We start from the raw sequence: 21,623 nt of genomic DNA on the forward strand, positions 1-21,623 counted from the left end.
CGATCAGGCCTCGGCGCTTGTCGGCGTCGGGGCAAGAGGAAGCGCGAGGTAGAACGTGGCGCCTGCGCCCGGGCTGCTGTCGGCCCAGGCGCGGCCGTTCATGCGTTGCATGGCCTTGCGTACCAGGGCGAGGCCGATGCCGGTGCCGGGATAGTCTTCGACGCGGTGCAGGCGCTGGAAGATTTCGAAGATGCGGTCGTGGTACTTCATGTCGAAGCCGATACCGTTGTCGCGCACCCAGATGACGGCCATGCCGTCTTCGCTCCGGGCACCGATGTCGATGCGCGGTTCGGGCGCGTTGCGGCTGAACTTGACGGCGTTCTCCAGCAGGTTGCGCAGCGCCATGCCCAGACCGTTGGGGTCTGCGATGACCTCGAGCGCGGGCATTGCGGTGTGCACATGGATGCCCTTCGTGTCGAGTTCGTCCCGGCGTGCCGCGAGCAGTTGGCGCACGAGCTCCGCTGGGTCGAGCGTACCGAGGTTCAAGCTGCGGCGCTCCATGCGCGAATACTCGAGCAGGTCGTCGATGAGCTCGCCCATGCGGGTCACACCGCTGCGGATGTTGGTGATGAAGAGTCGCCCCTCGTCATCGAGGCGCGCGGCGTAGTCTTCTTCGAGCAGCCTGCTGTAGCCCTCCACGCCGCGAAGGGGCGCCTTCAGGTCGTGCGAAACCGAATAGACGAAGCTCTCGAGCGACTGGTTGAGTGCCTGCAGTTCGGCCGTACGTTCGGCGACACGGGCTTCGAGCGAGGCATTGGCTTCGCGCAGTGCAGCCTCCGCCGCCTTGATTGCATCGATGTCGGTATGGGTGCCCAGCAGGCGCAGCGGCGTGCCGTCGGCCGACCATTGCTCGATACGGCCCAGCGAGAGGATCCACTTCCAGCGTCCGTCACGGGTGCGCTGGCGGAACTCGACGCGGTACTCGGGCAGGCGACCGGCGACGTAGTCCTCGAAAGTCCTGAACACCCTTTCCGCATCGTCCGGGTGGAGCCGCGCCCGCCAGGCGGCGTTGGTCTCGACGAAGGTAGCCGGATCGTAGCCCATCATCGTGGCGTACTCCGGGCTTACCTGGGCGTGGCCCGTACGCAGATCGAGGTCGTACAGCCCCTGGTTGGCGGCCGCGAGGGCCAGGCGCAGGCGCTGTTCGTTGTCATGCAGGGCCTCGGCAAGCGCTGCGCGTGCGCTGACGTCGAGCAACATGCCCTGGATGCGGACGACTTCGCCGTTGGCGTCGCGGGTAAGCCAGGTGTGGTCCTCGATGTGTATCCACTGGCCGTTGGCCATGCGCAGCCGGTAATTCTGGGTATAGGCGTCCGGGCCGTGTGCGAAGTGGCTGGCGACGTCGTCAGTGATCCTGGGTAGATCGTCGGCGTGAATCAGTGTGCTGTAGTGCAGCGTGCCGGCGGTGAAGTCTTCAGGCTTGTAGCCCCAGCGCCGAATGTTGCTGCTCACGAAGGTGGCGGGCCAGCCAGGCGCATTTGCCCATGAGATGGCAATGACCGGGGAGTGGTCGATGATCGTGCCGAGGCGGTGCAACTGGAGGTGCTGAGCCTCGAGCCGTTCGGCCATGGCGTCGAGCGCAGCACCGACGTTCGCGAGTTCGTCTGCGCCCTGCAGGCGGGTGCGCGCTGAGAGGTCGCCGGTGGCAAGCGTGGCTGCGGTGCGGGTGAGGAGGGCGGCACGACGGAACCAGAGCAGATGGGTGATCAGGCCGGCGAGCAGGGCGAAGGCGAGCCATGCCGCCGCACCGGCGATGAAATCGAGGCGGCTCGCTTCCAGACGGCTTGCCAGTGGCTGGGCAAGGTCCACGCGCACGATGAGGGTGTCGCTCGGGCCGACGGCGACCACGCCCAGCAAGGCTTGTTCGGCTTCCAGGCGCTGGATGCTGGCCTGGGGGGTACGTCGTGCAAGCGCCTTGGCGACGGCAAGACGCGTTTCAGGTGCCAGCAGAGGCAGATGCGCGAGCATCGGCTGCCCGAGCTCCGATCTGCTCAGGCTGGCGCGAATCTGTCCGTTGGCGTCGACCAGCCAGGCGTGGCTCAGGCCACGGTGCAGTGCAAGGCTGCTCACGAGTCGGCGGATCTGCAGCGGCGTTCCATGTTCGGACTGGCTCTCCAGCCTGGTCTGTTCCAGGGTCAGGCGTTCGGCAAGGCGCAGGCGCTCGGCGTGCTCGACCTCTCTTTCCAGGACGCCCATCTGCACCCAATAGAGTATGCCCAGCGCGATGACGGCAAGCAGGGACAGCACGATAGGCAGAACCAGTCGGGCGGGGAATGCGAGCAGGGGGTTGCCGATCCTCACCGTGCGGCTCCGCTGTCAGTGGTCAGGGCCACCCAGTCGGGCGGGCGCTGGAGCAGGCCAAGCCCTTGCAGATGGCCTGCAAGCGGGCCTGCAGACAGTGCAAGCGCTTCGGCGTCGAGTCGCTGAGCGCTCTCGGCGGCAGGAATGAAGCGGAGCCCGTCCAAGGTGGCGAGGTATTGTGCGACCGTCAGGTCCGCGGCGGGAGAGAGTAGGGCGGCCGCTGCGGGCAGGTCGGCCTCGAGAGCGGCCAGCCCGGTCCGCCAGGCGGCCCGTAGCTGCTGAACGCGATGTTCGACGAGGTCTGCGCGGACGACGAGCACGTCCACGATTTCTCCCGGCAGCTCGGCGCTGTCGAAGATCACGCGCAAGCCTGCAGCAAGCAATTGGCTCCTGATGGGTTCGAAGGTGATGACCACGTCTGCCCCGCCGTCCTGCACCATGGCGGCGTGTTGCGAGACTTCGCCATGCACGGTGTGAACGTCATCTCGCGTGAGGCCCGCAGCGGTCAGCAAGCGTGCCAGCATCAGGCTGCCAAGCGCGCTTTCTTCGAGGGCGATACGTTTGCCGCGGAGTTCCGCCAGGCTCGAGATGCCGGGGCGTGCGAGCACGGCGTCGGCGCCCCTGGAGTCGCTCAGCAGGGTGACGATACGAAGTTCCGTGCCTTCGTCGGCCAGGCGCAGTGCTTCGTCCAGGGTCAGTGCGGCGGCGTCGGCGAGCCCGTTGCGCAGGGCGCGCTTGCATTCGGTTGCCGATGGCAGTTCGATGACCTGAAGCGTGGCCGGGTCGATCAGCCCGCGCTCGCGGGCGAGCACCAGCGGGTCGTAGCCGACCCAGGGGTTGACGGCCACGCGCAGGGGCGGCTCGGGTACTTTCGCGCACGCCAGGGCGAGCACGGAGACGAGCAGGGCAAGCAGCAGGCGTGTGGTCATCGGCCATGGCTCCGCAGCCATGTCTCGAGTTCGGCTGGCGGTAGCGGGCGTGCGTAGAGGTAGCCTTGATGTTCGACGCAGCCGAGCGAGGCGAGGATGCTCGCTTGAGCGTCCGTTTCCACGCCCTCGGCCAGTACCTCCAGGCGTAGCGTACGTGCCATGGCGACGATGGTGGCGACGATGGCCTTGTCGTCGGCCGAGCGCTCGAGGCTGCGGACGAAGCTCTGATCGATCTTCAGTTTGTCGATGGAAAAGCGCTTGATATAGGCGAGCGATGAATAGCCGGTGCCGAAGTCATCGATCGCCAGGCGCAAGCCCAACTGTTTCAGTGCGCTGAGCGTTGCAATCGTGCGCGGGGCTTGCTCCATGAGCAGGCTCTCGGTGAGTTCGAGTTCGAGGCAGTGCGGGGGCAGGCCGGAGATCGCCAGTGCGGTCTTCACTTCCTCCACCAGGCCGTCGTCCATGAACTGGCGAGCGGATAGGTTCACCGCCACCGTGCCGAGCGCCAGGCCCTGCTCACGCCACGCCTGGGCCTGCATGCAGGCCGCCCGCAACACGAAGGCGCCGAGTCGAACGATGAGGCCGGTCTCTTCGGTAAGCGGGATGAAGCGCCCGGGGGGCACCAGATCCTCCCCCGGGGGCTGCCAGCGTACCAGTGCCTCGACGCCCAGCGCCTTGCCTGTCGTCGCGTCGACGAGCGGCTGGTAGTGGAGCAGGAACTCGCCGCGGTCCAGCCCATGGCGCAGCCGTGTTTCGAGCGACAGGCGTTCGGCCGCAGCGCGGGTCAGTGCGTGGGTGTGGAAGCGGTAGGTGTTGCGCCCCTGCTGCTTGGCCAGATACATCGCCGCATCCGCATGCTGGACGAGCTCGGTTGCGGTCAGGGCGTCGTCCGGGTAAAGGCTGATGCCGATGCTAAGGCCGATGAACACCTCATGGCCCGATGGCAGTGCGAAGGGGGTGTGGAGCAGTTCGATGAGCGATTGCGCAACGGCGACTGCGTGGCCGGGCTGGGTCACGGATTCGACCAGGAGCAGGAATTCGTCGCCACCGAGGCGTGCAAGGGTGTCTTCGTCGCGCAGCCGGCTCGACAGGCGTTGGGTCAACTGCACCAGCAGTTCGTCACCGACCGGGTGGCCGAGGCTGTCATTGACGGTCTTGAAACGGTCAAGGTCGAGGTAGAGCACGGCGACCTTGTTGCCGTGTCGTTCGGCACGATCGATGGCGTTCTGCAGCCGTGACTGCATCAGCAGTCGGTTGGGCAGGTCGGTAAGGGGGTCATGGTGTGCGAGATGCTCGAGCCGCGCTTCGAAGGATTTCAGCTCGCCGATGTCGGTGAACACGCCCACGTAACGATGCGGCTCGCCCTTGTCGTCCTTGACGGTGCTGATCGACAGCCACTGCGGGTAGATTTCGCCACTCTTGCGCCGGTTCCAGACCTCGCCGTGCCAGTGGCCGGTTTCGCCGAGCGTCTTCCACAAGGACTGGAAAAAGCTGCGCTCGTGGCGCCCGGACTGCAGCATTGATGGGTTGCTGCCCAGGGCCTCTGCCTCTGCATAACCGGTGATCTCCGAGAATGCGCGGTTGACTGCGACGATGCGGGGTTGCAGGTCGGTGATGAAAACGCCGTCGCGGGTGGCAGAAAAAACCGCAGCAGCCTGCTTGAGCGCCTCGCGGTCCCTGACCTTGATGATCGCCAGCGACGTCAGACGGCCGAACTCCTCCATCAGCGCGAGTTCGGCGGCCCCCGGCGCGCGCGGCCTGCGGTGGTAGATGCCGAAGGTGCCGATCACCCTGCCGGTGTCGTCCTTGAGCGGTATCGACCAGCAGGCGGCCAGGCCCGCCTTGCGTGCAATTGCGAGATAGGGCTGCCAGTAAGGGTGGTGCTCTATCTCGCTGACGATCACCGGCTTGCCCAGCCAGGCCGCGGTACCGCAGGAACCGTGGCCTTCGCCAGGCGTCAGGCCATCGACCGCTGCGTTGTAGTCTGCCGGCAGCGAGGGAGCGGCCGCGGTATGGAGCTTGCCGTCGGTGTCGATCAGCAGGATCGACACCAGCATGTCCTGGTCGAGCTCTTCGAGGCGGCGAGCCAGGTCGGCGAGGATGTCCGCGAGTGCCCGCCCGGAGAGGACCTCGTCGAGCACGGCGACGCGTGCGCGCTGCAGGACCTCGTCGCGTTTTTCCGTGGTTACGTCCAGCCAGACGCCGACAGCCTCCTGCGGCTGACCGTCGGCCGCACGTACGAGCCGCAACTGGTCGCGGATCCAGCGTGTCTGGCCGTGGGCGTCGGCGAACCGGTACTCGTGCACCAGGCTCTCGATGGCGGACAGTGAGGCCGAGCGGGCAATTGCGGCAGCGCGGTCGTCTGCATGCAGCTTGCTCGCCCACCATCCGGGCTGCAGTGCCTCGCTGACGGTATAACCCAAGTGGCGGGTGATGTTCTCGCTGACCCAGGTCGCACGCGGAACACCCGCGTCAAGCGACAGACTGTAGAGGATCGTCGGGCTGGCATCGATCAACCGGCTGAGGCGGTCGCTGGTTGCGCGCAGGGTTTCGCGCTCGCGCTTGAGTTCGGCCTGGCGCTGCACCTTCTCCAGGATGGCCGCCACCTCGAACAGGTAGCCTTCATGCTTGGCGAGGTAGTCGTCTATGCCCATGCCGAGGGCTTTGGCAGCGAGGTCTTCACTGCCCTGGCCTGTTATGAGCACGATCGGTAGGTCGAGCCGCCGGACTCTGCGCAGGGTGCGTACGAGCTCGAGCCCGTCCATGCCCGGTAGCCGGTAGTCGGTAAGGATGACGTCGAACGCCGTGGATTCGTCCGGCCCCGCCGGCAGCAGATCGAGGGCTTCGTCCGCCGTGCTCGATACCGTCAGCCGGATGTGGGGTGCGTGCTCGGCAAGATGGCGGGCGAGCAGGTCGGCATCGAAGCCGTTGTGTTCGACATAGAGCACGCGCAGCCCGCGCCCTTGCCAGTCCGCCGCGCCGCGGCGACGGGCGAGGGCTGCATCGATGCTGTCAGCAAGGTGGTCGAGATAGTCGTTGCGTTTGACGAGGTAGTCGTCGGCACCCGCCTTGAGGGCGGCAACCGCCGAATCCTGATCACCCGAGCCGGTTAGCATGACGACCGCGATCGGCAAGCCGTTCTCGCGCACGTGTGAAAGCACTTCCAGGCCGGAGCCGTCGGGGAGGGCGAGGTCGCAGAGGACGAGGTCGAACGGCTCCGATTCGGCCAGGTATTCGAACCCGCGTGCCAATGTGTCGGCGTGGGTCAGGTCGACCTGGGGCGCCGAGCGTGCGAGCACGCGGCGGGCCAGGTCGGCATCCGCGCTGGAGTCCTCGATGTAGAGCACCCGCATGTCGATCACTTTGGTCGTTCGTTGAGGACGCACCAGTACAGCTCGATCTGCTGCGCAACCTCCATGAAGTTGCCGAAATCGACCGGCTTGACGATGTAGGAGTTGGCGCCCAGTGCGTAGGCGGCGGTGAGGTCGCGGTCCTCGCGCGAGGTGGTGAGGATGACGACCGGGATACGCTGCAGCGTCGAATGCGCCTTGATCTCCTTGAGCACGGTAAGGCCATCCACGCGCGGCATGTTGAGATCGAGCAGGATCACTGCCGGCTTCTGCTCGCCTGCCAGCCAGCGCGGGATCCATTCGAGCGCTTCCTCGCCGTCGCGGGCGACAAGCACGGTGTTGGCGAGCTTGCGCCGAGCGAACGCCCGCAACGTCAGGTCGACATCGATCGGGCTGTCCTCCACGAGCAGGATGGGCGGAAATTCCGAAGTCATCGTTTGCTGTCTCCCCTCTTGTGCTGTCTCCACACGGTCCTGGCGGCGCATGACGTGGGCGTGATGCAGGCGATTATAGACAGGGCGGCCGGCTGCATGGTGCCCCGGCGCCGCGTCATCGGTTATCTTTCGCGCATGAACATTCATGCCCATCCTTCCATGCTGCGTCTCGCCCGCTTCGGCGCTGGCCCGATCTTCGATACCTTGAGTCTCGTTCTCCTTGCGGGCGGAGGCAAGGGGTGATGCCGGGCCTGGCATACTGGATCGGCGTGATGCGCCGTACGGTGCGACTGTGGCTTGACGCACAGGTGTTCGTTCATGCCGCCGCGCTGGCCTTCTTCACGCTGTTCTCGATTGCGCCGGTGGTGATCATCGCGGTCACCATTGTCGGACTGGTGCTTGGTGAGAGCGCAGCGCAAGGCGAGGTGGCGGCGCAACTCGAGGCCGCCATCGGCGCCCAGGCCGCCTCGGCGATACAGTCGGCGGTGAGCAACAGCCGTATCGAGCAGAGCGGCCTGCTGCCGTCGGTGGCCGGCTTTGCCGCCATCCTGTTTGGTGCGACCACGGTTTTTTCGCAGATGCAGACGTCGCTCAATGCGATCTGGGGGGTGGCGCCAAGGCCGACACGCAACAGCGTGTTCATCTACGTCAAGACACGCCTGCTGTCTCTGGCCGTGGTGCTGGGCATCGGCTTCGTGCTGCTCGTGTCGCTTACGGCCAGCGTCCTCGTGCGTGCGCTGATCGCATTCGCACAGGACTGGCTGCCGGTACCTGCCGCGCTCGTGCTGGGCATGGACTGGGCCGTCTCCCTGGTGGTCATCACCTTGCTGTTCGCCACCATCTTCAGGGTCTTGCCCGACGTCGTGCTGTTGTGGCGCGACGTGCTCCTCGGCGCTTTCGCAACCGCGCTGCTGTTTGCGGTCGGGCGTTCGCTGATCGCGCTGTATCTGGCCACGACGGCGACTGCCTCCACCTATGGTGCGGCGGGGTCCTTGGTGATGCTGCTGCTATGGGTGAACTATTCGGCGCTGATCCTGTTGCTGGGAGCGGCTTTCACACGGGCGCATGTCGAAGCGCGCGGACGTATCGTACGTCCGCGCGCTTCGGCCGTCTGTGTGCACAGGCAACTGGTGGAGGACTGAGGACGCTCCTCAGTGCCGCAGCAGATGCAGCTTGAAGTGGTGCTTGATGAAGGCCTGAAACTTTGCGACGCCCTCGAGCGCGAGGCGGAACTCGCCTTGCTCCATCGCGTTGAGCTGGTCGAGCGCGATGTAGTTGCTTGGCTCGACGCCCTGGCGCAGTGCATCGACATGGCCGCGCAGGCGCATCAGCACGAGGAAGTCGAAGGCTGCGCGCAGGTCCGCGGCGGCGTCTTCCTTGAGCGCGCCCCCGGCGACCAGCGCCTCCATGCGGTCGTGGGTGCTGCCATCCAGCTTGCGTGCCTCGATGGCGAGCGCCTTGATGCCGTCCGTGATGGCGAAGATGCCGGCCTTCTTGACGTCCACCTTGCCGCTATACGGTCCGGACTTCTCGACCTTGATGCGGCCGAACCAGCCTAGTGGAGGCAGGAAGTTCGTCATGTTCTGCGCCATGCGCATCAGGAAGCCCTGGTCGTTGCTCATGTGACGGAAGGCATGCTGGCGCAAGGCCTCGACCAGGTCGGCGCGGCCGTACAGCGCGCGCAGGTCCATGAACATGCTGCCGGTCATCACGTTCTCGGGTGTCGGTGTGGACAGCCAGCGGTTGAGCTCTTGCTTCCAAGCCCCGAGGCTGCGCCGCCAGGCGGGGTTGCGCGCCATGATGCCGCCCGAGCAAGGTGGGACGCCGATCGAAATGAGGGCGTCGATGAGCTCGTGCGAGAACGCTTCCAGACGAGCGACCTGCGCCGGATCCAGGCCGTCGTCGTAGATGATTGCGTTGTCCTGGTCGGTCGACAGGGTCTGCTCGCTACGGCCTTCGGAGCCCATCACGACGAAGGCGAAGTCCTCGGTGAGGTCGGGGAAGCGGGTGCTGCGCAGCAGGTGGATCAGGCGGATCAGCACCTGGTCGTTGAGGTTCGCGATCAGCTTGACCATGTCGCGGATCGGAATCCCGGTGCCGGACAGGTGTACGACCAGCTTCTGGATGCGTTCGTGCAGCAGGCGCAGGCTGTCGATCGAGTCCGCTTTTTCGATGTCCAGCACCAGTTGGTGCGGCGAGTGCGCCTGAAGGCGGAGGATATCGGTGTCGGTGATGATGCCTGCCAGCTCGCCCCCGGGTGTCACCACCACCAGGCGGTGGATCTTCAGCCTCGACATGCGGTAGAGCGCTTCGTACAGCACGTCGTCCTCGCCGATTACCGCCAGCGGGGCATTCATGATGTCGGCAACGTGGAGCGTATTGGGGTCGCGCCCCTGGGCGACAACCTTGTTGCGCAGGTCGCGGTCGGTCAGGATGCCCAGCGGGCGGCCATCGCCGACGACGACGACACTCGAGATATTGCGCTCGCGCATGCGCGCGACGACATCGACGACGCCGTCGGCCGCGGCACAGGTCACCACGTTGCGCTGGCAGAAATCCCTGATCGGACGGAAAAACTGGTTTTCTTCGGCCATGCGCGGGCGGTCCTGATTGCAGTCGATGGGGTTGTCATTATAACCCCACCCACATCATGGAGACCCCGCCGCGCTTGTGCTTGTATCAGGCGGTGGTTGCAAGCGTCTGGGTGAGCAGCATGCCCGGGTCGATGGAGATGACCTCGCCGACCATGATCAGTGCCGGCGCGCGAATGCCGCGCTCGCGAACGTCATTGGGCAGGTCGGCAAGGGTGCTATGCACCCCGCACTGTGCTGGGGTGGTGGCGGCGTGGATCACCGCGGCGGGTGTCGTTGCCGGCAGCCCGTGGGCAATCAGTTGTGTGCAGATCGCCTCGAGCGCGCCCAGCCCCATGTAGATCACCAGCGTCTGACGCGGGCGCGCAAGCGCCGGCCAGTCGAGATCGACCGTGCCGTCCTTGAGGTGGCCGGTCGCGAACACCAGGGTCTGGGCGTGTTCACGGTGGGTAAGAGGAATCCCCGTACAGGATGCCGCACCTGCCGCCGCGGTGATTCCAGGCACGATCTCGCAGCGGATTCCGGCCGCCTGCACCGCCTGCATCTCCTCGCCGCCGCGACCGAAGATGAAGGGGTCGCCTCCTTTGAGACGCACGACGTCCAGGCCCTCGCGTGCCAGGTCGACGAGCAACTGGTTGATTGCATGCTGCGGCAGCGCATGGTTGCCGGCTTCCTTCCCGGCATAGACACGGCGTGCCTTAGGCGGGATGAGGTCCACGATGGCGTCGCCGACGAGGTGGTCATATACGACCGCCTTGGCGTTGGCGATCAGGCGGGCCGCCCGGAGCGTGAGCAGCTCGGGGTCGCCGGGACCTGCGCCCACCAGATGCACCTTGCCGACTGCCGATGGCGCCTGGTCCAGGGATGCGGGTGCCGCACCCGACGAGTCGCCGCCGCGGCCTCGTGCCGGGTTGTCGCCGGGTGCCCGGGATGAGCGGCTCGTGCGACGGCTTGCCAGCGCGGCGGTGGGAGTGTGGTGAGCTGCATACATGGTTGTGACTCCGGCGAGGCGTGTATTAGGGGCAGTCTGTGCTTGCGAGATCGGTGCCGGAGCGGCTTTCCGGGCACCTGCCCGTGTCATGCAACGGGCTTTCTTCGGGCCATAAACCCCCTGTACAGGAAGGGTTTCGACCGTGTCGCAACTTTATCCTTACGCCTCATGTGGAAAATTAATTCACATCAAGGATCACGAACTGCCTCGAAAACCATACTGCCGTCACCGTGTTGTTTCACATCCCGTGTCGTAAAGGAGAGGGAAATGCAAAACAAGAGCTTGATCGGTAAAACGCTCGCCATGGCAATCCTGCCGCTGGCGATGAGCAGCGCCTGGGCGCAGGAAGCACCCAAGCTGACTGCCGAGGAAATGGAGCAGGGCAAGCTGATCTACTTCGAGCGCTGTGCCGGCTGCCACGGCGTGCTGCGCAAGGGCGCCACCGGCAAGAACCTCGAGCCGGCCTGGAGCAAGACCATGCCCGACGGCACGAAGATGGAAGGCGGCACCCTCAAGCTGGGCACCGACCGTCTCGAGAAGATCATTGCCTACGGTACCGAAGGCGGCATGGTCAACTACGACGACATCCTCACGCCGCAAGAAATCAACCTGATGGCGCGCTACATCCAGGTCGAGCCGCCGATCCCGCCCGAGTTCTCGCTCAAGGACATGAAGGACAGCTGGAAGCTCATCGTTCCGGTTGACAAGCGTCCGACGAAGCAGATGAACAAGGTCAACCTGAAGAACGTGTTCGCGATCACGCTGCGCGACGCGGGCAAGCTGGCCCTGGTCGATGGCGACACGCACAAGATCTGGAAGATCCTCGACACTGGCTACGCGGTGCACATCTCGCGCCTGTCGGCCTCCGGCCGCTACGTGTATACCGTCGGTCGCGACGGCCTGACCACCATCATCGACATGTGGTTCGAAGAGCCGACCACAGTCGCCACCGTGCGCCTCGGTTCGGATGCCCGTTCGGTCGATACCTCGAAGTTCAAGGGCTACGAGGACAAGTACCTGATCGGTGGTACCTACTGGCCGCCCCAGTACTCGATCATGGATGGCGAAACCCTCGAGCCGATCAAGATCGTGTCGACCCGTGGCAACACTGTCGATGGCGATTACCACCCCGAGCCGCGCGTGGCCTCCATTGTGGCCTCGATGACCAAGCCGGAGTGGGTGGTGAACGTGAAGGAAACCGGCATGATTCTGCTGGTGGACTACAGCGACATCATGAACCTGAAGACCACCCAGATCGATTCCGCCAAGTTCCTGCATGACGGTGGTTGGGATGCCTCGGGTCGCTACTTCCTGGTCGCCGCCAATGCGTCGAACAAGATCGCTGCGGTCGATACCAAGGAAGGCAAGCTCGCCGCCCTGGTCGACACCGCGAAGATCCCGCACCCGGGTCGTGGCGCCAACTTCGTGCATCCGCAGTTCGGTCCTGTCTGGTCGACCGGCCACCTCGGCGATGCCGTCGTTTCGCTGATCTCGACGCCCTCCGATGAAGCCAAGAACGCCAAGTTCAAGGAGCACAACTGGAAGGTCGTCCAGGAGCTGAAGATGCCGGGCGCTGGCAACCTGTTCGTCAAGACGCACCCGAAGTCGAAGCACTTCTGGGCTGACGCGCCGATGAACCCGGAGCGTGAGATCGCCGAGTCGGTGTTCGTGTTCGACATGAACGATCTGACGAAGGATCCGGTGCGCCTCGACGTTGCCAAGGACTCGGGTCTGCCTGAAAGCAAGGCGATCCGCCGCGCTGTCCAGCCCGAGTACAACGAGGCTGGCGACGAAGTGTGGATCTCGCTGTGGGGCGGCAAGACCGACCAGTCGGCAATCGTTGTCTATGACGACAAGACGCTGAAGGTCAAGAAGGTCATCACCGACCCGGCGATCGTCACGCCGACCGGCAAGTTCAACGTGTATAACACGATGCACGACGTGTATTGATCGCCACCACGGTCAATCTCTGAAAAACCCCCGCGCTTCGGCGCGGGGGTCTGAAGGGTACAAGTTCCATGTCAGATCGAGACAGCAACACCAAACAAGAACAATCTGGCGGCCTCATGGCCCGCCTGCGCCGCCCCTCGAAGAAGTCGCTGGGCGGTCTGCTCGCTGTCGGTATTGTCGTTGGCATCCTGTTCTGGGGTGGGTTCAACACCGCCATGGAAGCCACCAACACCGAGAAGTTCTGTATCTCCTGCCACGAAATGCATGACAACGTGTACATGGAGTACAAGGAGACCATCCACTACAGCAACCGGACCGGCGTACGCGCCGTGTGTTCCGACTGCCACGTGCCGAAGGACTGGACCTACAAGATGATCCGCAAGATCCAGGCTTCGCGCGAAGTCTGGGGCAAGATCACCGGCACGATCGATACCCGCGAGAAGTTCGAGGCCAAGCGCCTGGAGCTGGCACGTCGCGAATGGGCGCGCATGAAGGCAAGCGATTCGCGCGAATGCCGCAACTGCCACAGCTTCGACAGCATGAACAAGGAGTCCCAGAAGCAGCGTGCGCGCAAGCAGCACGAGATGGCGCTCGAGGACAAGATGACCTGCATCGACTGCCACAAGGGTATCGCGCACCACAAGCCCGAAGGCATGACCGAGGAAGACGAGGAGTGAGCTTTCTCGTGCAGCACAGGCCAACCCAAGCACAGTGAGGGAATGACGATGAAGAAGACGATGATTGCCGGCGCCGTGGGCGCACTCCTTGCCCTTGGCGCTGGCGGCGCCTTTGCCGCAGCACCGGACTGGGGCAAGGTCGAGGCCAAGGACATCACCCTGTTCTACCCCGGCGTGTCACCGCTGGAGTGGATCCAGAAGGGTACCGAGCACGGTGGCGCCCGCGCACTGAAGAAGGGTGAAACCTGTGCTGACTGCCACAGCGATGAAGCGGCCGACATGGGCAAGAAGATCGCCAGCGGCCTGAAACTCGAGCCAAACCCGATTCCGGGCAAGGCACCGGCCATCCCGGTCAAGGTCCAGGCTGCGCATGACGGCGAGAACCTCTACCTGCGCTTCTCCTGGAAGCAGCCTGCCGCCTCCGGCGCGGCCAAGATGGACGAGGCCAACCCGGTCAAGATCGCCTTCATGCTCGAGTCGGGCGGCAAGGTCGAGCTTGCCGACCAGAGCGGCTGCTGGGCCACCTGCCACCAGGATTCGCGCACCATGCCGGGTGCGGATGATGCCAAGAAGAAGTACGTCAAGGGTGGCTCGGTTGCCGAAGGCAAGTTCTACGACCTCTACCAGTGGCGCAGCGGCGAGAACAAGGGCTTCAATGGCCACGTCGCCGACACCCGCGTGATGGAAGGCGGTACGGCGCTGGTGAGCGCCGAGGGCAAGCAGGACGGCGACACTTGGTCGGTGGTGTTCACCCGCAAGCTCGCGGGCGGCGAGGGCGATGTGACGCTCGAGTCCGGCAAGAGCTACAACTTCGGCTTTGCCATCCACAACGACAACTCGGCTGGTCGCTACCATCACGTCTCGCTCGGCTACAAGCTGGGTGTGGATGCCGATGGCGATGTGAAGGCGGCCAAGCAGTAAGGCTCGACCCTCGGTACTGCGCCGAGGTAGTACAGGCCATGGCTCAGGCGGAAATCCGGGGGTGCCCGGGTTTCCGCCTGTTTGTTGGTGAGCCCGGACGCGCATCGCTTGCCGGGATGGGTTCTCGATCAAGGAGTGGTGATCATGATGATGCGTTCATGGCGGGCGGTGGTGGGCGCAGTGCTGTTTGCGCTCGGTATCTCGGCACCGGCGATGGCAGCCGAGCACGAAGTCCTGATCGAGAGCTACGCGTTCACGCCGATGGAGTTGCGCGTTAAGACGGGCGACACCGTGGTCTGGGTGAATCAGGAGAAGCGCGTCAGCCACTCGGTGTACTTCATCGCTGCGAACCAGGAGTCCGAGCGCTTCTTCCCCGGTGAGCGCTGGTCGCACCGCTTCGAGCAGGCAGGGCGCTTCGAATACCGCTGCGGGCCGCATCCGGAGATGCTCGGCGTGGTCATCGTCGAGGACTGAGGCGCGCCGCAGGGACACGACAACCTCACATCCCGTGGGGTTGATTCGAGTCAAGGTTAATGCAGGGGCGAAGGTTCATCCTGTTTCCGACTGATCGACCGTCGGAAGAACGAGATGAAACTACCGCCCCTTGTCGCCCATGTTGCCGTGTTCATCGGCGCCGCGTTGGTCTCCGCGTTTGCTGCGGCCAACGAGTCCAAGCCGGCGCCGCCCGACGCCGAGCGTGCCCGCGAACTCGTTCACATCGTCCGCCAGGACTGTGGGTCCTGTCATGGCCTGACCCTCAATGGCGGGCTGGGGCCCGCACTTACGATCGAAGCCATGGCGGACAAGCCTGCCGAGAGCATGGTGGCCACCATCATCGGCGGGCGCCCGGGCACCCCCATGCCACCGTTCCGAGGCATCGTGACCGAGTCTGAGGCCGAGTGGATCGTCGATCAGTTGATGCGCGGATTCCCGCCTGACACCGGTTTGCCGCCCGTTCAGGCGCGGAACTGATCCACTCGCAGAGCGCCGGCGCAGTGCCTTCGTCAGTCGGCCGTGGCAGCTCTTCAAGGCCGCTCGCCCATTTCGTTTTCTCCAGCTTCCTCAACATTCCAATTCCACCTTCGTTCGCGTATCGCGCCCGAGCTTGATTGACGGAGTCCGCATGTCATCGCAGAAACCTCGCCTCGCACCGCCCGTCCTCTGGGGTGTCGTGCTCTCCGCAATGGTGTTCCTCCTTTCAGCCTGCGCGTCGACGCCGCCCGCTGCGCTGCGCGGCACGGGCGACCTCGGCGTCGTCATCGAGCGCGCGGACGGACGGGTCAAGATCGTCGAGACAAGCGGGCGCAGCGTGCTCGCCACCGTAGAAGGCCTTGGCGACCTGTCGCACGCCTCGGTGGTGTTCTCGCGTGATGCGCGTTATGCGTATGTCTTCGGGCGCGACGGGGGCCTGACGAAGGTCGATCTGCTCGAGGCCAGGATCGCCGGCCGCGTCGTCCAGGCGGGCAACGCCATCGGCGGTTCGATCTCGCACGACGGCAGCCTCGTGGTGGTGCAGAACTATGAGCCTGGCGGGATCAAGGCCTTCGATGCACATACGCTCGAATTGGTTGCCGACGTGCCAGCCACCACCGAGGACGGTCGTCGCTCCAAGGTGGTGGGCCTTGCCGACCTGTCGGGCAAGCGCTTCATCTATGCGCTGTTCGAGGCGGGAGAGATCCGCATCACCGACTTCGCTGATCCGCGCAATCCGGTCACGCAACGCTTTGCCGGCGGTAACCAGCCCTACGATGCGCTGGTGACGCCCAACGGCCGCCATTACATCGCTGGCCTGTTCGGGGAGGACGGCCTGGCCTTGGTCGATCTGTGGAACCTGGACAAGGGCAGCAGCAAGATCCTCGACGGCTATGGCCGGGGTGAGCAGCCGCTGCCGGTCTTCAAGATGCCGCACCTGCGTGGGTGGTCGGTGGCCGGAGGGCGTGCCTACCTGCCCGCGATCGGGCGTCATGAGGTGCTGGTGGTCGACACCACGACCTGGCAGGAAGTCGGGCGCATCCCGGTCAAGAGCCAGCCGGTGTTCGCGATGGCACGCCCCGACGGTCGCGAGATCTGGGTCAACTTCGCGTTTCCCGACAATGGCTGGGTGCAGGTGATCGACACCGTCAGCGGCCAGGTCACCCATACCCTCCAGCCCGGGCGCGGCATTCTGCATATGGAGTTCCTCTCCAAGGGGCACGAGGTGTGGCTTTCCGCGCGCGATGACAATCGCGTGGTGATCTACGACACGGCCACCAAGACGCCCATCGGCGGCTTCGATTCGTTGAGCCCGAGCGGCATCTTCTTCACTACGCGCGCGGCGCGCACGGGGTTCTGATGCCGCGCAAGCTTTGCCTGCCCGCGGGCGTCGGCGACATCGGACTGCGCCTGCTCAACGACTGGCAGCGCGACTTCCCGCTCGAGAGCCGGCCGTTCGCACGGATCGCCGCCGCCGTCGGCATGGCCGAGAGTGATGTGATCGATGCCTACGGTGAGTTGCGTACCAAGGGCGTGGTGAGCCGCATTGGCGCCGTGTTTGCGCCCCGACGCTTGGGCGCGAGCGCACTGGCCGCGATGGCGGTGCCGCCCTCGCGGCTCGAGGCGGTTGCAGCGCGTGTCAGCGCCGAGGCGGCGATCAACCATAACTACCAGCGCGAGCATCGTTACAACCTCTGGTTCGTGGTGACGGCGTCGTCCGCTGAGCGCCTGCAGCAGGTGGTGGCCGGCCTCGAGCGTGATACCGGCTGCGCGGTGATCGTGTTGCCCTTGGAGGAAGAGTTCCATATCGACCTGGGTTTCGATCTGCGCGAACCGGCGGGCGAGGGCGCGTGCAACAGCCCGGCCGGGCGTCGCCGCGAACGCGCGTCGATCGTGCTCGACGGCGACGCTGCCTGCGCGCTGCCCGCCATCGAGCGCGAGTTGGTCACTGCCTTGCAGGGGGGGCTGGCGCTGGAGGCCCGTCCATTCGAGTCCCTTGGCAAGAAGGTCGGGCTGAGCGAGGCGATGACGCTGGAGTTCATCGCGCGTTGGGTGTGCGAAGGCCTGATTCGGCGCTTTGGTGTGGTGGTGCGCCACCACGAGCTCGGCATGGAGGCCAATGCGATGTGCGTTTGGGATGTCCCCGAGCAGGACGTTTCCGCGCTGGGGCGGAGCCTCGCACGCGAGCATGCGGTGACGCTGTGCTATCGTCGCCGACGGGCCTTGCCCGACTGGCCCTACAACCTGTTCTGCATGATCCATGGCAGTGCCCGCGAGGACGTGCTGGCGGCGCGTGCAGACCTCGCACAGCGCCTGGGCCTGGATGCCTATCCGAGCGCGACCCTGTTCAGTTGCCGCCGCTTCAAGCAGACCGGTGCGCACTATCTCTCCCCCGGAGCCCTTGCCCATGCCTGAAGCTCGAGAACGCCCGTCTGGCAGCAAGGCCGCCGGACGCCAGGGCATCGCCGCACGCCGCGCGCCCGACGACGTCGATCGCCGGCTGATCAATGCCTTGCAGGGTGATTTCCCGCTGGTGGAGCGCCCCTTCGCGCAGGTAGCCGATGCCGTGGGCTTGAGCGAGGAGGCGCTCATTGCCCGTCTGCAGAGTCTGCTTGACGACCGCGTATTGACACGCTTCGGCCCCATGTTCCAGATCGAGCGCATGGGCGGGGCTTTCTGCCTGGCCGCAATGGCCGTGCCTGAGGTGCGTTGGGGCGAGGTTGTCGAGGCCGTCAATGCCTTTACCGAAGTGGCGCACAACTACCGCCGTGAACATGCCTTGAACATGTGGTTCGTGCTCGCGACCGAGACCCCGGGAGGCATCGCCGACTGTGCTGCGCGCATGGAAGCCGCGACCGGTTTGCCGGTGCACCTGTTCCCCAAGGAGCGCGAGTACTTTGTCGAGATGAAGCTGGAGGCGTGACGGTGAGCGATCCGATTGATTCTGCGGTGGGCGGTGCCGGGGTGCCGAGCGGCAAGCTGGGCGATGTGCAGGCGGTCGCCGACCTCGACCGTCGGCTCGTCCTCGCTACCCAGGGTGGGCTGGCCCTGGTCGCGCGCCCCTATGCCTTGCTCGCCGAGCAATTGGGCACGAGCGAAGCGTTGGTGCGTGAGCGCCTGGCGGTCATGCTGGCCGATGGTCGCATCAGGCGGATCGGTGCGGTCCCGAACCATTACGCCATCGGCTACCCTGCAAACGGCATGAGCGTCTGGGACATCGATGACGAATGCATCGATGCAGTCGGCGAGCGGGTCGGGGGCTTGCCCTTCGTCACCCACTGCTATCGGCGTCCGCGCCACCTGCCGGACTGGCCATACAACCTGTTTGCGATGGTGCATGCGGCGACGCGCGAAGCAGCGCTCGAGCGCGTTGGCGAGATCGCAGCGGCGATCGAGCGTGACTTCCCGGGTGTCTGCCGTAGCCGCGACGTGCTGTTTTCGGCCGGGATCCTGAAGAAAACAGGCTTGCGCATCGGCGCTTAAGGACCTCGCCGAAGGGCGCAGCAGCGCGATTTGCTGCGCCAGACCGGCCCCTTGACCGGCGTCATTTTTCCCGCCACCAAGGTCGGCTGTAATCGCGGCAACAAGGAGGCTTCCATGTTCCGCATCTCCCAATTCATCCGCGAACTCGACCACCCGACCCCCGCCGGCCCGCGCCGTAACCCGCCCGGGCCGGTGGTCATCTGGAACCTGATCCGGCGCTGCAACCTCACCTGCGAGCACTGCTATTCGATCTCTGCAGACAAGGACTTTCCGGGCGAGCTGAACACCGCCGAGATCTTCAAGGTCATGGATGATCTCAAGGCAGCGCGCGTGCCGGTGCTGATCCTGTCGGGCGGCGAGCCGCTGTTGCGGCCGGACATCTTCGACATTGCCCGTCGTGCCAAGGGCATGGGCTTTTACGTCGGCCTGTCGTCCAATGGCACCTTGATCGACGAGTCGAACATTGACGCCATAGACGAGATCGGCTTCGACTACGTTGGTGTGAGCCTGGACGGAATCGGCGCCACCCACGACCACTTCCGCCGCAAGCAGGGGGCCTTCGAGGCCTCGATGCACGGCATCCGCCTGTGCCGGGACCGTGGCATCAAGGTCGGCGTGCGCTACACCATGACAGAGGGCAACGCCCACGATCTGCCCGCGCTGTTGAAGCTGGTCGAGGACGAGCGTATCGACAAGTTCTACTTCTCGCACCTGAACTACGCCGGCCGCGGCAACAAGAACCGCGCTGGTGATGCCCGCCACCGCACCACGCGCGAGGCGATGGAGCTGCTGTTCGAGAGCTGTCTGGACCTGCACCGGCGCGGCATCGAAAAGGACTTCGTCACCGGCAACAACGACGCCGATGGCCCCTTCCTGCTGCACTGGGTGCAGCGCCGATTCCCTGACAAGGCCGCACACGTCGAGGCCAGGCTGCGCCAATGGGGCGGCAATGCGAGCGGGGTGAATGTCTCGAATATCGACAACCTCGGCATCGTGCACCCCGACACCATGTGGTGGCATGTGCCGCTGGGCAACGTGCGCCAGCGTGCCTTCGGCGAGATCTGGAACGACCTGAGCAATCCGCTGCTCGCCGGCCTCAAGCAGCACCCGCGCAAGCTCGAGGGGCGCTGCGGCGCCTGCCGGTATCTGGACATCTGCAATGGCAGTTCGCGGGTGCGTGCCGAGCAGGTGACTGGCAACCCCTGGGCGGAGGATCCGGCCTGTTATCTGGATGACGAAGAGATCGGCGTCAGCGCCGATGACTACGGCGCCGAGCGCGTCGTCACCACGCCCTGGGTCCGCCTCAACAAGGTGTCCGCATGAAGCCGCTCCGTTCCGTCGCCGCCGTTGTGGCGGGTCTCGCCCTTGCCTTCCCTGCGGCGCAGTCCGTTGTTGCCGCATCGCCCGCAGCCGTTACGCCGGTTGTCGAGGTTGCCGCACTCTATGAGCAGCACTGTGCCGCTTGCCACGCCTCGAGCCGATTGGGCGGGATGGGGCCGGCGCTGCTGCCCGAGAATCTGTCGCGTCTGCGCAAGGGCGAAGCGCTCAAGGTGATCGCAGAGGGGCGTACGGCCACCCAGATGCCTGGCTTCGCGGCCCAACTCGGCCAACATGAGATCGCCGCGATTGCCGACTGGATCTACACACCGGTGGTGCCCGAGCCGCGCTGGTCGGATGCCGACATCACCGCCTCGCGCATCGAGCATGTCGACCCGGCCACCTTGTCGGACAAGCCGGTGTTCGACGCCGACCCGCTCAACCTTTTCCTCGTCGTCGAGGCAGGGGACCACCACGTCAGCGTGCTCGACGGCGACAAGCTCGAGCCGATCTTCCGCTTCCAGTCGCGCTTTGCGCTGCACGGCGGTCCCAAGTTCGCAGCCGAAGGACGGTATGTGTTCTTCGGTTCGCGCGACGGCTGGATCACCAAGTTCGACCTGTGGAACCTGAAGGTGGTGGCCGAGGTGCGTGCCGGCATCAATACCCGTAACGTCGCGGCCTCGCCCGATGGCAAGCACGTCGCGGTGGCCAACTACCTGCCGCACACGCTGGTGCTGCTCGATGGCGATCTGAACCTGATCAAGACCCTCCCCGCGATGGATCGGGATGGCAAGCAGAGCTCGCGCGTCTCGGCGGTGTACGACGCCACCCCGCGCCAGTCATTCATCGCCGCGCTCAAGGATGTCGGCGAGGTGTGGGAGATCAGCTACACCAAGGCGGTCGAGGACATCCCGACCAGCTACATCCACGACTACACCCAGCGCGAGGGGACCTTCATCCCCGGCTATCTCAATCCGCGCCGCACCATCCTCGCCGAGGTGCTCGACGACTTCTTCTTCACCCAGGACTACTCCGAGCTGATGGGCGCATCGCGTGAGGGTGTCGGCCAGGTGGTGAACCTGGATGTGCGCAAGAAGATCGCCAATCTGCCGCTGGACGGCATGCCCCACCTGGGTTCGGGCATCACCTGGGAGTGGACCGACCCTGCCGCAGGACCTGACGCGAAGCCGCGCACGGTCATGGCGAGCACCAACCTCAAGGCGGGCGAGGTCACGGTCATCGACATGAAGACCTGGGAAGTCATCAAGCGCATCCAGACCCGCGGCCCGGGCTTCTTCCTGCGCAGCCACGGCAACAGCCGCTATGCTTTCGTCGATTCGATGATGAGTCCGGAGGCCAAGCACATCCTGCAGGTGATCGACAAGCAGACGCTGGAGGTGGTCAGGGAGATTGTCGGCGAGCCTGGCAAGACGCTTGCCCACATCGAGTTCACCCGCGATGGCCGCTATGCGCTGGCCAGCCTGTGGGAGGATGAGGGGGCGGTCATCGTTCTCGACGCGCAGACCCTCGAAGAGGTCAAGCGTCTGCCGATGAGAAAACCTGTCGGCAAATACAACGTCTGGAACAAGATCACGCGCGAGGAAGGCACCAGCCACTGAGTGCAGCCGGCGCCCGCGCACCTGCGCGGACGCCGGCTTTGCCGCGGGTGCCTTCGCTGCAGCTGACTTCATCAACCCCAAGAGCATT

19 protein-coding genes are annotated in these 21,623 nt (G+C 65.1%); 13 read left to right on the forward strand and 6 right to left on the reverse strand.

Going from position 1 to position 21,623, the window contains the following annotated elements:
• Positions 1-3 precede the first annotated feature (3 nt).
• The 4 genes from P7F68_RS08115 to P7F68_RS08130 are packed head-to-tail and all read right to left on the reverse strand — an operon-like array spanning position 4 to position 7,014.
• The gene (locus P7F68_RS08115) at positions 4-2,301 is read right to left on the reverse strand and encodes a PAS domain-containing protein (protein WP_277832168.1); all 2,298 of its coding nucleotides are present in this window, start codon (positions 2,299-2,301) and stop codon (positions 4-6) included.
• Entirely contained in the window at positions 2,298-3,230 is a 933-nt protein-coding gene (locus P7F68_RS08120; RefSeq protein WP_277832170.1) for an ABC transporter substrate-binding protein, read from the reverse strand. Before P7F68_RS08120 ends, P7F68_RS08115 begins: the two co-directional genes overlap by 4 nt.
• On the reverse strand, positions 3,227-6,583 hold the full coding sequence (locus P7F68_RS08125) for an EAL domain-containing protein (protein ID WP_277832393.1): 3,357 nt from the start codon (positions 6,581-6,583) through the stop codon (positions 3,227-3,229). Before P7F68_RS08125 ends, P7F68_RS08120 begins: the two co-directional genes overlap by 4 nt.
• Positions 6,584-6,588: 5 nt before the next feature.
• Positions 6,589-7,014: a response regulator gene (locus P7F68_RS08130; RefSeq protein WP_002935582.1), complete on the reverse strand. Its 426-nt coding sequence runs from the start codon at positions 7,012-7,014 to the stop codon at positions 6,589-6,591.
• Between the two features lie 54 nt (positions 7,015-7,068).
• Here P7F68_RS08130 and P7F68_RS08135 point away from each other — a divergent pair, with 54 nt between their 5' ends.
• Both P7F68_RS08135 and P7F68_RS08140 read left to right on the forward strand, forming a co-directional pair.
• A complete protein-coding gene (locus tag P7F68_RS08135) occupies positions 7,069-7,257 on the forward strand; it encodes a hypothetical protein (protein ID WP_232431405.1) in 189 nt (62 codons plus the stop codon).
• Positions 7,257-8,156: a YihY/virulence factor BrkB family protein gene (locus tag P7F68_RS08140; RefSeq protein WP_270068029.1), complete on the forward strand. Its 900-nt coding sequence runs from the start codon at positions 7,257-7,259 to the stop codon at positions 8,154-8,156. The genes P7F68_RS08135 and P7F68_RS08140 overlap by 1 nt, the downstream gene beginning before the upstream one ends.
• A gap of 9 nt (positions 8,157-8,165) precedes the next feature.
• On the opposite strand, the gene P7F68_RS08145 is transcribed toward P7F68_RS08140, so the two are convergent.
• Both P7F68_RS08145 and cobA read right to left on the reverse strand, forming a co-directional pair.
• The gene (locus P7F68_RS08145) at positions 8,166-9,608 is read right to left on the reverse strand and encodes a DUF294 nucleotidyltransferase-like domain-containing protein (RefSeq protein WP_277832176.1); all 1,443 of its coding nucleotides are present in this window, start codon (positions 9,606-9,608) and stop codon (positions 8,166-8,168) included.
• An 85-nt stretch (positions 9,609-9,693) separates the two neighbouring features.
• Positions 9,694-10,596 (reverse strand): uroporphyrinogen-III C-methyltransferase, encoded by a 903-nt coding sequence (gene cobA / locus P7F68_RS08150; RefSeq protein ID WP_277832178.1) that lies wholly within the window; start codon positions 10,594-10,596, stop codon positions 9,694-9,696.
• 267 nt (positions 10,597-10,863) lie between these two features.
• Between cobA and P7F68_RS08155 the strand changes: the two genes are divergently transcribed.
• The 11 genes from P7F68_RS08155 (at position 10,864) to P7F68_RS08205 (ending at position 21,535) form a co-directional block, all read left to right on the forward strand.
• Entirely contained in the window at positions 10,864-12,546 is a 1,683-nt protein-coding gene (locus P7F68_RS08155; RefSeq protein WP_277832180.1) for a nitrite reductase, read from the forward strand.
• 116 nt (positions 12,547-12,662) lie between these two features.
• Positions 12,663-13,223: a NapC/NirT family cytochrome c gene (locus tag P7F68_RS08160; protein ID WP_270068025.1), complete on the forward strand. Its 561-nt coding sequence runs from the start codon at positions 12,663-12,665 to the stop codon at positions 13,221-13,223.
• A gap of 42 nt (positions 13,224-13,265) precedes the next feature.
• Positions 13,266-14,144 (forward strand): ethylbenzene dehydrogenase-related protein, encoded by an 879-nt coding sequence (locus tag P7F68_RS08165; protein ID WP_277832185.1) that lies wholly within the window; start codon positions 13,266-13,268, stop codon positions 14,142-14,144.
• 144 nt (positions 14,145-14,288) lie between these two features.
• Entirely contained in the window at positions 14,289-14,618 is a 330-nt protein-coding gene (locus tag P7F68_RS08170; protein WP_277832187.1) for a cupredoxin domain-containing protein, read from the forward strand.
• Between the two features lie 114 nt (positions 14,619-14,732).
• Positions 14,733-15,116 carry a c-type cytochrome gene (locus tag P7F68_RS08175; protein WP_277832189.1) on the forward strand — a complete coding sequence of 128 codons (384 nt, stop codon included), beginning with the start codon at positions 14,733-14,735 and terminating at the stop codon, positions 15,114-15,116.
• 151 nt (positions 15,117-15,267) lie between these two features.
• Complete coding sequence (locus P7F68_RS08180; RefSeq protein ID WP_002927208.1) at positions 15,268-16,476, forward strand: cytochrome D1 domain-containing protein; 1,209 nt, start codon at positions 15,268-15,270, stop codon at positions 16,474-16,476.
• Positions 16,476-17,531: a siroheme decarboxylase subunit beta gene (ahbB, locus tag P7F68_RS08185; protein WP_277832192.1), complete on the forward strand. Its 1,056-nt coding sequence runs from the start codon at positions 16,476-16,478 to the stop codon at positions 17,529-17,531. Before P7F68_RS08180 ends, ahbB (P7F68_RS08185) begins: the two co-directional genes overlap by 1 nt.
• Positions 17,524-18,039, forward strand: a complete 516-nt coding sequence (locus tag P7F68_RS08190; RefSeq protein ID WP_277832194.1) for an Lrp/AsnC family transcriptional regulator — start codon at positions 17,524-17,526, stop codon at positions 18,037-18,039. The genes ahbB (P7F68_RS08185) and P7F68_RS08190 overlap by 8 nt, the downstream gene beginning before the upstream one ends.
• On the forward strand, positions 18,036-18,599 hold the full coding sequence (ahbB, locus tag P7F68_RS08195; RefSeq protein WP_277832196.1) for a siroheme decarboxylase subunit beta: 564 nt from the start codon (positions 18,036-18,038) through the stop codon (positions 18,597-18,599). The genes P7F68_RS08190 and ahbB (P7F68_RS08195) overlap by 4 nt, the downstream gene beginning before the upstream one ends.
• Before the next feature lie 114 nt (positions 18,600-18,713).
• Positions 18,714-19,922, forward strand: coding sequence for a heme d1 biosynthesis radical SAM protein NirJ (nirJ, locus tag P7F68_RS08200; RefSeq protein WP_277832198.1), 1,209 nt, complete (start codon positions 18,714-18,716; stop codon positions 19,920-19,922).
• Positions 19,919-21,535: a cytochrome D1 domain-containing protein gene (locus P7F68_RS08205; protein ID WP_277832200.1), complete on the forward strand. Its 1,617-nt coding sequence runs from the start codon at positions 19,919-19,921 to the stop codon at positions 21,533-21,535. Before nirJ ends, P7F68_RS08205 begins: the two co-directional genes overlap by 4 nt.
• Positions 21,536-21,623: the final 88 nt, after the last annotated feature.

The organism is Thauera mechernichensis (assembly GCF_029588855.1).
GTDB classification, from domain to species: Bacteria; Pseudomonadota; Gammaproteobacteria; order Burkholderiales; family Rhodocyclaceae; genus Thauera; species Thauera mechernichensis.